Genomic DNA, 12,474 nt, shown 5'->3' with positions numbered 1-12,474 from the left:
CATCCCTGACGCGCAAGGATCAAGGGTATTTACGCTTATCCGGCGCCGGCGGGAAGTACTGGTACAGCCAGGTCTCGCTCAAGGTCCGGTCATTGGTGCGCAGGAACAGGCGCATCTCCACCGGGTCCACGCGATCGTCGGTCGGGTACCAGTCGAAGGTGATGCGGTAACCCTTGATCGCATCGAGCACCAGCACGTTGAAGTCCTTCACCTCGCCGTGGGAGCAGGTCACTACCGGTTCGATACCGGTGCCAGGGGGGAGCTGATCGAGGCCGCCGCCGTTGAAGTCCACGGCAAAACGTCGGGCCCAGACGGTGGGGTAGTGCTCGCCCGGTGCCCAGCCTTCGATGAAGCCGCCCATGCCTGAACGGGTCGCATTGACCTGGGCCAGCTCGGTGCTCACCGGTGGCAAGGCGCTCCAATAGAGCTTGTAGCCGTAGTTCAGCGATTCACCGGCAGCGACCGGCTTCTTCGGCGTCCAGAAGGCGACGATGTTGTCCAGGGTTTCACCGGTCGTAGGAATTTCCAGCAGATCGACCGAGCCTTCGCCCCAGGCCGTTGTCGGTTCGACCCACAGACTCGGGCGCTTGCTGTACCAGTCCACGGTGTCCTGGTAGCTGGCGAAGTCGTGATCGGTCTGCACCAGGCCGAAGCCTTTGGGGTTGTTGTCGGCGAAGGCGTTGAACTGCAGGGTGGCGGGGTTGTTCAGCGGGCGACAAACCCACTCGCCATTGCCGCGCCACATCGCCAGCCGGTCGGAGTCGTGAATTTGCGGGTGGATGGTGTCGCACATGCGCCGCTCAACGGTGCCGCAGCTGAACATGCTGGTCATCGGCGCGATGCCCAATTGCTCGATGGCGGTACGGGCATTGATGTGCGCATCGATTTCCATCACGACGCGGGTGGGCTGACAATCGATGTCAAAACGATAGGCGCCGGTGGCGCTGGGCGAGTCGAGCAGGGCGTAGACCACGAAACGGGTACTGTTCTTGTCCGGGATTTCGAACCAGAACTTGGTGAAGTCCGGGAATTCCTCACGCTTCTTGGCGTAAGTGTCGATGGCCAGGCCCCGGGCCGACAATCCGTACTGGCCGGTGTTGTCCACGGCGCGGAAATAACTGGCCCCCAGAAACGAAACGATATCGTGCCGGTCCAGCTCCGGCGCCTTGAACACCCTGAACCCTGAGAAGCCCAGGTCACCGGTCAACTGCGAAGTGTTGACCGTGGTTTTCTCATAGTTGAACAACTCCGGGCGGAAGTGCACTTCACGGGCCATGCGGGTCTTGGCATCGACACTGTACATGCGCACCGGTTGCTTGAAGCCCATGCCGACGTGGAAAAACTGCACATCCAGCTGACCGTCCAGCTCATTCCACAGCGAGTGGTTGGCGTCGTAGCGGATGGCGTTGAATTGCAACGGGGACATCATCGCCAGTGTCGGCGGCAAAACTTGCTTGGTGTCGACGTAACGGCTCTTGGCCAGTTCCCGGGCCTGTTCTTTCAACCCATTGAAATCGAAAGGACGGGCCTCGCCGTCGGCGGTCCGGTCAGCAGCCCAGGCGCGTGCAGCCATAAGCCCTGAGGCCGAAAGCCCGGTGTAGGCAGCGAAAGCCATGGACGCCTTGAGCAGATTCCTGCGGTGCATAAATACAACCTTTCTGGAAACAATCCCGAGCCTTTCCTGGCAACAGAGACTGGTAAAGAAGTTCGGACATGCCTTTGGCCAAACGCGACGGACGTTAGAACAGATGCCTGAGAGCTGGATCGGTTCACCGAGGCGCAAAATCATAGGGGATACGTGGCACGGGAGAGAGAGGAAAGCGTGGTTTAGTTAAATTTCCTTACAGATATTTCCTTTTTTAACGGGTAACTCTGCATTTTTTGACTAATTACTCTAAAACTCCCTGTTCACGGTGTGAATCCTCCCTATCCTTTAGCGTGATAGAGGTTGAACCCGCGGATTCAGCAGGTGCTATCGGTCAATTCGACGTACAGAAGGACAAGGCTCAATGACAAAAATACAGGGCATCACCCAATTGCTGGGGATCCTTCCATGCTTGACGAGCGCGCGCCGGACCCGGCCGCTCAGCATGGACGAACTAAGACTGGTGGAACGCTATCGCGAACTGTCGGAAAACGACCGGATCGCCATGCGTTGCCTGATGGATGCGATGCGCAGTGTTTCGAGGTTTTGAATGAGTGCGGATCAGCTCGTAGAGAGCTCGGATTGCGCCTTTATCCATCTTTCTGGTTTCACATCAGCCAGTAGGAGGCGGAAAAAATAACGTGCTGGCCGATTTTTTTATCGGTGCCCATGCGGCTGTGAATGGCCTGCCTTTGCTCACTCGTGATGCCAAACGCTACCGAAGTTATTTTCCCTCAGTGGCGTTGGTAGTGCCGTCATGACACTTGAACCGCCACGACCAGACTCTGCCGTCCGGCCGTGGTAGTCGTTCTTTGGTTCAATGCTTGAACATCACATGCCGCACTACTGTGTAGTCCTCCAGTCCATACATCGACATGTCCTTGCCATAACCGGAACGTTTCTGACCGCCATGGGGCATTTCGCTGACGAGCATGAAGTGGGTGTTCACCCAGGTGCAGCCATATTGCAGGCGTGCCGCCAAGCGATGGGCGCGGCCGATGTCAGCGGTCCAGACTGAAGACGCCAGGCCGTAGTCCGAGTCGTTGGCCCAGGCCAGCACCTGCGCTTCGTCGATGAACGGTGTGACGGACACCACCGGCCCAAAAACCTCGCGGCGCACGATTTCGTCGTCCTGCTGGGCGTCGGCCAATACCGTTGGTTCAAAGAAGAATCCGTTGCCGTCCACGGCCTTGCCACCGGTAATCAGGCGAATATGCGACTGGGCGATGGCCCGTTCGACAAAGCCGGCCACGCGGTCGCGGTGCTGGGCAGTGATCAGCGGCCCCATCTCGGTGTCCGGGGCGGTTTGCAGGCCGTATTTGATGCTGGCCACCGCCGCACCGAGTTTCTCGACGAACCTGTCGTAGATGCCTTGTTGGGCGTAAATGCGGCAGGCAGCGGTGCAGTCCTGGCCGGCATTGTAGAAACCGAAGGTGCGGATGCCTTCCACGGCTGCGTCAATGTCGGCATCGTCGAAAATGATCACCGGGGCCTTGCCGCCCAGTTCCATGTGGGTGCGTTTGACGCTGTCGGCGGTGCTGGAAATGATGTTCGCGCCTGTGGCGATGGAGCCGGTCAGCGAAACCATGCGCACCTTTGCGTGAGTGACCAACGGTTGCCCGACCGTCTGACCACGACCGAACAGCACGTTGAGTACACCCGCGGGGAAAATTTCCGACGCCAGTTCCGCCAGCCGCAACGCCGTCAGTGGGGTCTGCTCCGAGGGTTTGAGCACTACGGTGTTACCGGCGGCCAGGGCTGGGGCGATTTTCCAGGCGACCATCATCAACGGGTAATTCCACGGCGCGATGGAGGCGATCACGCCCACCGGATCGCGGCGGATCATCGACGTGTGCCCCGGCAGGTATTCGCCACCCGCCGAGCCGCTCATGCAACGGCTGGCGCCGGCAAAGAAACGGAACACGTCGGCAATTGCCGGGATCTCGTCGTTCAGCACGGCGTTCAAAGGTTTGCCGCAATTGTCCGATTCGAGCCTGGCCAGTTCTTCGCCGTGGGCTTCGATGGTGTCGGCCAGCTTGAGCAGGAGCAGGGAGCGGTCCTTGGGCGATACCTGGGACCAGCTTTGGAAGGCACTGTCGGCCGCGCGCACGGCGGCATCGACCTGAGCTTCGCTGGCTTCGTTGATTTCCACCAGCACCCGGCCCAGCGCGGGGTTGAACACGGCCTGGCCGGGCCCGTCGCCGTTCACCAGGTGACCATTGATCAGCAGTTTGGTTTGCATGTCCAAGCCCTCGTCAAAGCTGTTTTTGCTGCGGTTTTTCAGTTGATTCGAGTCTATATCGTTTTATCGGGTTCGCCGCAGCCACAGGAAAATTGGCAAGCAACATCTCGAAGCACTCTCACCGACAGACTCGGGCACTTTCGAACTAGGCTGATTGCCTTAATGATCCGGTTACCCGAATGCGTGGAGGCAGCAAATGAACACCCGTGGATTGCTCGATCAGCTTCTCAAGTCCGGTCAGGAAATGTTGCAGAACAAGGCTGGCGGCTCCCAAGGCAAGTCATCCGGCGGCCTGGGCGGTTTGCTCGGCGGTGGTGCTGGCAATTTGGGCGGGATGCTCTCTGGCGCGGGTGGCGGGGCGCTGGCCGCCGGAGCCATGGGCCTGTTGCTGGGCAACAAGAAGGCTCGCCAGTTTGGCGGCAAGGCCCTGACCTATGGTGGTCTGGCGGCATTGGGCGTGATCGCCTACAAGGCCTATGGCAATTGGCAAGCCCAGCAGGGCAGTGCGCCGAAAACTGAACCGCAGACGCTGGATCGTCTTCCCCCGGCCCAGGTCGAGCAGCACAGCCAGGCGATCCTCACGGCCCTGGTGGCGGCGGCCAAGGCCGATGGCCATGTCGACGAGCGTGAAAAGCAGTTGATCGAAGGCGAGTTCACCAAGCTCGACAACGATCAGGAGCTGCAACACTGGCTGCACGCCGAGCTCAACAAACCCCTGGACCCCGCCGACGTCGCCCGGGCCGCCAGCACGCCGGAAATGGCCGCCGAGATGTACATCGCCAGTGTGATGCTGGTGGATGAGGAAAACTTCATGGAGAAATCCTACCTCGATGAACTGGCGCGCCAGCTCAAACTGGAGCCGGGGTTGAAGACTGAGCTGGAGAAGCAGGTACGTCAGGCGTCTCTTTGAGTCAGGCCTGACCCTTGGGTAAACATCACCTCTTGTGGGAGCGAGCCTGCTCGCGATAGCGGTATGTCAGTCGACACTATTATTGACTGATGCATCGCAATCGCGAGCAGGTTCGCTCCCATAGAACTTTTGCATCGACTGCCACATTGATGCCTGGCTTGAGCTGTTTGAACAGCTGAGCGAATCACCAAACTCCTTCCTCACCGCCATACAGCCGCAACGTCGCCCTCGGCTATACTCCCCAGCATTTCAAAATGCCCGAGGTTGTACTGTGAAGAACTGGACGTTGCGCCAACGCATCCTGGCGAGTTTTGCGGTGATCATCGCCATCATGCTGCTGATGGTGGTCGTCACGTATTCGCGGTTATTGAGGATCGAGGCCAGCGAAGAAAAAGTACGCGTCTACGCGGTGCCGGGGGTGTATTACAGTTCCATGATTCGCGGTGGCTGGGTCGACAGCTACGTCAAGACCCAGCAGATCGTCGGCCTCTCGGGCCAGCGGGAAATCACTGCCGAGGACAAGGCCCTCTACCAGGGCTACGAGCAGCATCTGCGCGAGGAAATCCAGCACTATCAAAAGCTGATCCAGGACCCTGCCGATCAAGTCTCCTTCGATGAATTCGAGGTCAATCATCAGGACTTCAACAAGGCCCTGGCGAAGGTTCTGGACCTGTATGAACGCAAGGATTTCGAAGGGGCACAGCTGGCGCTGGAGAAAGAGCTGACGCCGGCATGGCTCGACGGTCGCGGGCATTTGAACCAGATCATCGAACGCAACCGGGAGCTGGCGGAAAAAGCCGCCCTGACCATCAGTCAGTCGGTAACCGCCGCTGAAGTTGCCATGGGGCTGTCGTTTCTCGTGGCGGTGCTCATTGCCATGCTTTGTGGCCTGTTGTTGATGCGCGCGATCATGGCGCCGATGAACCGCATTGTGGAAATCCTCGGCATCATGCGCAGCGGCGACCTGAGCGGGCGCCTGAACCTTGCGCGTAAAGACGAGTTCGGTGCGGTGGAAACCGGCTTCAACGACATGATGGCCGAGCTGACATCGCTGGTGTCCCAGGCCCAGCGCTCTTCGGTGCAGGTCACCACCTCGGTCACCGAGATCGCCGCCACCTCCCGCGAGCAACAGGCCACGGCCACCGAAACCGCCGCTACCACTACGGAGATCGGCGCGACCTCTCGGGAAATTGCCGCCACGTCCCGGGATCTGGTGCGCACCATGACCGAAGTTTCCAGCGCCGCCGACCAGGCCTCGGTGGCGGCCGGTTCCGGCCAGCAAGGCCTGGCACGCATGGAAGAAACCATGCACTCGGTGATGGGCGCGGCGGATCTGGTGAACGCGAAGCTGGCGATCCTCAACGAGAAGGCCGGCAACATCAACCAGGTGGTGGTGACCATCGTCAAGGTGGCCGACCAGACCAACCTGTTGTCCCTCAATGCCGCCATCGAGGCCGAGAAGGCGGGAGAGTATGGCCGCGGTTTTGCCGTGGTCGCCACTGAGGTTCGGCGCCTGGCGGATCAGACAGCCGTGGCGACCTACGACATCGAGCAGATGGTGCGCGAGATCCAGTCCGCCGTATCCGCTGGAGTGATGGGCATGGACAAGTTTTCCGAAGAAGTGCGCCGTGGCATGGCCGAGGTGCAGCAGGTCGGCGAGCAACTGTCGCAGATCATCCATCAGGTACAGGCGCTGGCGCCGCGGGTGTTGATGGTCAATGAAGGTATGCAGGCCCAGGCCACCGGCGCCGAGCAGATCAACCATGCCCTGGTGCAATTGGGCGATGCCAGCAGTCAGACGGTGGAGTCCCTGCGCCAGGCCAGTTCTGCCATCGATGAACTGAGCCAGGTGGCCGTGGGGCTGCGCAGTGGCGTCTCGCGTTTCAAAGTCTGATGAGCGAGTTCGAGGCCAGACGTGGCGCCGTGTCGGCGGCCCGTCAGTCGTTGTTCCTGGTGTTTTGCATCGGCAACGAACGCTACGCCCTGCAAGCCATCGATGTGGTGGAAGTGCTGCCGCGCTTGCCCCTCAAACCGATTGCCCAGGCACCGTCCTGGGTGGCGGGGGTGTTTGCCTGGCGCGGCGCGGTGGTGCCCGTGATCGATCTGTGCACGCTGACCTTCGGTCAGAGCGCCCAGACGCGTACCAGTACGAGACTGGTGCTGGTGCATTACCGACCCGACGCGCAGCAGGCGGGGCAGGTTCTGGGGCTGATTCTGGAACAGGCCACCGACACCTTGCGTTGCGATCCGGCGGATTTCCGACCTTATGGCTTGGATAACCCACAGGCGCCGTATCTGGGCCCGGTGCGCGAAGACGCGCAAGGCCTGTTGCAATGGGTGCGGGTCAATGACCTGCTCGACGAGTCGGTCCGTGCCGTGCTGTTTCCCACGCCGCCCTTGAACTTCGATGACCTCGAGGGACGGGCATGAACAGCGACCAGCGGTTTTTCGATTTTCTCAAGGTGCGCATCGGCCTGGATGTCACCTCCGTCGGCACCGCCATCATCGAGCGGGCCGTGCGCCAGCGCATCATTGCCGTGCCTGGGCGTACGGCAGATGAGTACTGGCAATGCCTGCAACATTCTGCCCAGGAGCAACAGGCGCTGATCGAAGCGGTGATTGTCCCGGAGACCTGGTTCTTCCGTTATCCCGAGTCCTTCGCCACCCTCGCCAGGCTGGCCATCAAGCGCCTGGCCGAGATCAAGCACCTGCGTGCGCTGCGCATCCTCAGCTTGCCCTGCTCCACTGGCGAAGAGCCTTACTCCATTGCCATGGCCTTGCTCGACGCGGGCCTGGGACCGCATCAGTTCAAGGTGGACGCGCTGGACGTCAGTCCGCTGTCGATAGAACGTGCCAGGCAAGCGCTTTACGGCAGGAACTCGTTCCGTGGCGCCGACCTCGGCTTTCGCGAGCGATATTTCAGCGCCGAGGCAGAGGGGTATCGCCTCAGCGAGCGGGTGAGTGAACAGGTGCGTCTGCAAGTGGGCAACCTGCTGGATCCGACCTTGCTGGTGAACGAGGCCCCTTACGATTTTGTGTTCTGCCGCAATCTGCTGATCTATTTCGACCAGCCGACCCAGCAGCAGGTGTTCGAGGTGCTCAAGCGCCTGACCCACCAGGACGGCGTGCTGTTTATCGGCCCCGCCGAGGGCAGTTTGCTGGGGCGGTTGGGCATGCGTTCAATCGGGATTGCCCAGTCGTTTGCTTTCAGTCGCCAAGGTGCCCCGCAGCCACAGCCAGTGCCCGCCTTGATGTCGACGCCACTGCCGGCCCCGCTGCCGCTTGGCCAGGTCGCGCCTCGAGTCATTCCACCGGTGGTCCGGCCTCGGCCGTTCGCAGCCAGCGTGACCCCGATCACTGAGCCGAAAAACAGCGACGCCACTACCTTACTGGCCAATATCGCGGCGCTGGCCAATGCTGGCAAAAGCGCCGAAGCCCGTGCGGCCTGCCAGCAGTACCTGCGCAATCATGCGCCGGCGGCCCAAGTGTTCTACTGGCTGGGGCTGCTCAGTGACATGGCCGGTAGCGCGCTTGAGGCCCAGGGTTTTTATCGCAAGGCGCTCTATCTTGAACCGCAACACGCCGAGGCCCTGGTGCATCTGGCGGCGTTGCTGGCTTCCCAGGGAGACGCGGCCGGTGCCCGTCGATTGCAGGACCGCGCCGCTCGCAGCGGGCGCATGGCTGACAGTGAGCGTAAACAATGAGTGGTTCGGCTAATGACAACCTGACCCATGACGATGCCCAGGCCATCGACGATTGCTGGAATCGCATCGGGGTGCATGGCGATAAATCCTGTCCGTTGCTGGCCGAGCATATTCACTGCCGCAACTGCGCGGTGTATTCGGCGGCTGCCACCCGTTTGCTCGATCGCTACACCTTGCAGCACGACGACCGGGATCTGGCCCACGCGCCGCTGGACACCGATATCGTCACACGATCGCTGTTGATGTTCCGACTGGGCGAAGAGTGGCTGGGCCTGACCACCCGCAGTCTGGTGGAAGTGGCGCCGTTGCAGCCGATTCACTCGCTGCCCCACCAGCGCTCGCGGGCCTTGTTGGGCGTGGCGAATGTGCGCGGGGCCTTGGTGGCCTGCCTGTCGCTGGTGGAACTGTTGGACCTGGAACCCGGCGGGGCAGTGGTGGCCGGCGCGCGGGTCATGCCGCGCATGTTGATCGTCGCGGCCCAGGGCGGTCCGGTAGTGGTGCCGGTGGACGAGGTGGACGGCATTCACGCCATTGATGAGCGCGTCCTGGGCGCGGCCTCGCAATCGGCGGCCAAGTACACCCGTGGCGTATTGAAGTTCAAGGGCCGCAGCCTGCGCTGGCTGGACGAAGAACAGTTGTTGTCCGCCATGACCCGGAGCCTGTCATGACCCCTGATCAAATGCGTGACGCCTCGTTGCTGGAGTTGTTCAGCCTGGAAGCCGAAGCCCAGACTCAGGTGCTCAGCGCCGGCCTGCTGGCCCTGGAACGCGACCCGACCCAGGCCGATTATCTTGAATCGTGCATGCGCGCGGCCCATTCCCTCAAGGGCGCGGCGCGGATCGTTGGAGTGAACGCCGGGGTCAGCGTGGCCCATGTCATGGAGGATTGCCTGGTCAGCGCCCAGGAGCGCCGTCTGGTCCTGCGCGCCGAGCACATCGACGCCTTGCTGCAAGGCACCGACCTGTTGACGCGAATTGCCACGCCAGGCAACAGCATCGGAGCCCAGGACGTCGATGCGTATGTGGCGTTGATGGGGCAACTGCTCGATACTGCCGCTGCGCACACGCCTGCCGGGTCGCCGCGAGTCGAGATGCAAACCGAGACTTTTCGCGTTGAGCCGGCCGAGGCAGAACCGCTCGCGGCAACGGAACCGCTGCCCAAGGGTAAGCGGGTCACCGAAGGGGGCGAGCGGGTCTTGCGGGTCACCGCCGAGCGCCTCAATAGCCTGTTGGACCTGTCCAGTAAATCCTTGGTGGAAACCCAGCGCCTCAAGCCCTGGCTGGCGACGATGCAACGGCTCAAGCGCCAGCAGAGCAACGGCTTGCGGGCCTTGGAAGAGCTGAATGTGCACCTCAAGGAACACGCGTTGAGCTTGCAGGCCGAGGAAGCGCTCAACGACGCCCGCCGTTTGCTGGCCGAAACCCAGCAATTGCTGGCGCAGAAAACCGCGGAGATGGACGAGTTCGCCTGGCAGGCCGGTCAGCGAGCACAGGTGTTGTACGACACGGCGCTGGCCTGTCGCATGCGACCGTTTGCCGATGTGCTATCCGGCCAGGCCCGGATGGTCCGTGACCTGGGGCGCAGCCTGGGCAAGCAGGTGCGCCTGGAGATTGAGGGCGATAAAACCCAGGTCGACCGCGACGTGCTGGAAAGACTCGAAGCGCCGCTGACCCATCTGCTGCGCAACGCCGTGGACCATGGCATCGAATCTCCGGAGCAACGGGTGCTGGCCGGCAAGCCCGCCGAAGGCCTGATCCGCTTGCGCGCCTCCCATCAGGCTGGCCTGCTGGTGCTGGAACTGGCGGACGACGGCGCCGGTGTGGACCTGGAACGGGTGCGGCGCAGCGTCGTCGAACGAGGGCTTTCCCCTGAGCAGACCGCAGCCAATTTGAGCGAAGAGGAACTGCTGACGTTCCTGTTCCTGCCCGGCTTCAGCCTGCGCGACACCGTCACTGAAGTGTCCGGGCGCGGCGTCGGCCTGGACGCCGTTCAGCATATGGTCCGGCAGTTGCGCGGCGCGGTGGTGCTGGAGCAGACAGCGGGCGAGGGCAGCCGCTTCCATCTTGAGGTGCCGCTGACGCTCTCAGTGGTGCGCAGCCTGGTGGTGGAAGTCGGCGGTGAAGCCTACGCCTTTCCCCTGGCTCACATCGAGCGCATGTGCGATCTCGCTCCTGAGGACATTGTGCAAGTCGAAGGGCGCCAGCACTTCTGGCACGAAGGGCGGCATGTCGGGCTGGTCGCCGCCAGTCAGTTGCTCAATCGTCCGGCATCGCAGCACAACAGTCAGGCGCTCAAGGTCGTGGTGATCCGTGAGCGCGAGGCCATCTACGGCGTGGCGGTCGAACGGTTCATCGGCGAGCGCACGCTGGTGGTCCTGCCCCTGGACGAACGCCTGGGCAAGATCCAGGACATCTCCGCCGGGGCCTTGCTGGACGATGGTTCGGTGGTGCTGATCGTCGATGTCGAAGACCTGCTGCGCTCGGTGGACAAGTTGCTCGACACCGGGCGCCTGGAACGCATCGCCCGCCAGAACCAGACGCAGACACCGCGCAAGCGGATCCTGGTGGTGGACGACTCCCTGACCGTGCGCGAGCTGCAACGCAAGCTGTTGCTCAATCGTGGGTATGACGTGGCGGTGGCCGTGGACGGCATGGACGGCTGGAACGCGCTGCGAGCGGAGGATTTCGACCTGCTGATCACCGACATCGACATGCCGCGCATGGACGGCATCGAGCTGGTGTCGCTGTTGCGGCGCGATAACCGTCTGCAGTCGCTGCCGGTGATGGTGGTGTCTTACAAGGATCGTGAAGAAGATCGTCGCCGTGGCCTGGATGCCGGTGCTGACTATTATCTAGCCAAGGCCAGTTTCCATGACGACGCCTTGCTCGATGCCGTCGTCGAATTGATCGGAGGAGCACGCGCTTGAAGATCGCCATCGTCAATGACATGCCCCTGGCGGTCGAAGCCCTGCGCCGTGCCCTGGCTTTCGAGCCGGCGCACCAGTTGGTCTGGGTAGCCGCCAACGGTGCCGAGGCGGTTCAGCGTTGCGCCGAATACACCCCGGACCTGATTCTGATGGACCTGCTCATGCCCATCATGGATGGCGTTGAGGCGACCCGGCGGATCATGGCCGAAACCCCATGCGCCATTGTGATTGTCACCGGTGACAGCCAGCAGAACGTTCACCGAGTGTTCGAAGCCATGGGGCATGGCGCGCTGGATGTGGTTGATACCCCCACCTTGGGGGTGGGCAACCCTGCGCACGCGGCGGCACCGCTGCTGCGCAAGATCACCAACATCGGTTGGCTGATCGGTGAGCGCAATCACCGTGAGCGCGCTGCACCGGCTGCGCAGCGGATGTCGGTGTCACGCAATAGCCTGGTTGCCATCGGGTCGTCGGCGGGTGGCCCGGCCGCGCTGGAGATCCTGCTCAAGGGCCTGCCCCATCATTTCGCCCCGGCCATTGTGCTGGTCCAGCATGTGGACGAAGTATTTGCTGCGGGCATGGCCCAGTGGCTGAGCAGTGCGTCAGGCCACCAGGTGCGCCTGGCCCGACACGGCGAGCCGCCGCAAAGCGGTACGGTGCTGCTGGCCGGCACCAACCACCATCTGCGCCTGTTGAAAAACGGCACTCTGGCCTACACCGCCGAGCCGGTCAACGAGATCTACCGGCCCTCCATCGACGTGTTTTTCGAGAGCGTCGCCCACTTCTGGAGCGGTGACGCGGTAGGCGTTTTGCTCACTGGCATGGGCCGCGACGGGGCCCAAGGGCTTAAACTCATGCGCCAGCAGGGCTATCTGACCATCGCCCAGGACCAGCAGAGCAGCGCGGTGTACGGCATGCCCAAAGCGGCCGCGGCCATCGACGCGGCTGCGCAGATTCTAGCGCTGGACCACATAGCGCCACGGTTAGTGGAGATTTTTACCCAATGAAGAACCCCGGCAGCCTTGTCCACCAGCCGTATTCAGGTGA

At 62.0% G+C, this 12,474-nt stretch carries 10 protein-coding genes; 8 read left to right on the top strand and 2 right to left on the bottom strand.

What is annotated here, in order from left to right; translation table 11 throughout:
* Positions 1-19 precede the first annotated feature (19 nt).
* Positions 20-1,645 (bottom strand): glucan biosynthesis protein D, encoded by a 1,626-nt coding sequence (locus MKS85_RS09970; RefSeq protein WP_139051083.1) that lies wholly within the window; start codon positions 1,643-1,645, stop codon positions 20-22.
* Between the two features lie 364 nt (positions 1,646-2,009).
* On the opposite strand from MKS85_RS09970, the gene MKS85_RS09965 reads away from it, so the two are divergent.
* Positions 2,010-2,195 carry a hypothetical protein gene (locus MKS85_RS09965; RefSeq protein ID WP_047227515.1) on the top strand — a complete coding sequence of 62 codons (186 nt, stop codon included), beginning with the start codon at positions 2,010-2,012 and terminating at the stop codon, positions 2,193-2,195.
* A gap of 267 nt (positions 2,196-2,462) precedes the next feature.
* Here MKS85_RS09965 and MKS85_RS09960 read toward each other — a convergent pair whose 3' ends face one another.
* On the bottom strand, positions 2,463-3,887 hold the full coding sequence (locus tag MKS85_RS09960; protein WP_047227516.1) for a gamma-aminobutyraldehyde dehydrogenase: 1,425 nt from the start codon (positions 3,885-3,887) through the stop codon (positions 2,463-2,465).
* Positions 3,888-4,083: 196 nt separating this feature from the next.
* Between MKS85_RS09960 and MKS85_RS09955 the strand changes: the two genes are divergently transcribed.
* From MKS85_RS09955 to MKS85_RS09925, 7 genes are all read left to right on the top strand, one after another.
* Entirely contained in the window at positions 4,084-4,797 is a 714-nt protein-coding gene (locus MKS85_RS09955) for a tellurite resistance TerB family protein (RefSeq protein ID WP_047227517.1), read from the top strand.
* 271 nt (positions 4,798-5,068) lie between these two features.
* A complete protein-coding gene (locus MKS85_RS09950) occupies positions 5,069-6,691 on the top strand; it encodes a methyl-accepting chemotaxis protein (protein ID WP_076386211.1) in 1,623 nt (540 codons plus the stop codon).
* Positions 6,691-7,227, top strand: coding sequence for a chemotaxis protein CheW (locus tag MKS85_RS09945; RefSeq protein ID WP_076386210.1), 537 nt, complete (start codon positions 6,691-6,693; stop codon positions 7,225-7,227). The genes MKS85_RS09950 and MKS85_RS09945 overlap by 1 nt, the downstream gene beginning before the upstream one ends.
* Positions 7,224-8,501: a protein-glutamate O-methyltransferase CheR gene (locus tag MKS85_RS09940; protein WP_188251281.1), complete on the top strand. Its 1,278-nt coding sequence runs from the start codon at positions 7,224-7,226 to the stop codon at positions 8,499-8,501. Before MKS85_RS09945 ends, MKS85_RS09940 begins: the two co-directional genes overlap by 4 nt.
* Positions 8,498-9,169, top strand: coding sequence for a chemotaxis protein CheW (locus MKS85_RS09935; RefSeq protein WP_047227521.1), 672 nt, complete (start codon positions 8,498-8,500; stop codon positions 9,167-9,169). The genes MKS85_RS09940 and MKS85_RS09935 overlap by 4 nt, the downstream gene beginning before the upstream one ends.
* Positions 9,166-11,427 (top strand): hybrid sensor histidine kinase/response regulator, encoded by a 2,262-nt coding sequence (locus MKS85_RS09930; protein ID WP_310662820.1) that lies wholly within the window; start codon positions 9,166-9,168, stop codon positions 11,425-11,427. Before MKS85_RS09935 ends, MKS85_RS09930 begins: the two co-directional genes overlap by 4 nt.
* A complete protein-coding gene (locus tag MKS85_RS09925; RefSeq protein WP_188251279.1) occupies positions 11,424-12,434 on the top strand; it encodes a chemotaxis response regulator protein-glutamate methylesterase in 1,011 nt (336 codons plus the stop codon). Before MKS85_RS09930 ends, MKS85_RS09925 begins: the two co-directional genes overlap by 4 nt.
* The last annotated feature ends 40 nt before the right edge of the window (positions 12,435-12,474 follow it).

Origin of the sequence: Pseudomonas sp. JL2 (genome assembly GCF_031570495.1) — a bacterium.
Taxonomy (GTDB): Bacteria; Pseudomonadota; Gammaproteobacteria; order Pseudomonadales; family Pseudomonadaceae; genus Aquipseudomonas; species Aquipseudomonas rhizophila.
Note: the sequence above shows the minus strand (reverse complement) of the source record. Positions and strands in the feature narration are given on the sequence as shown.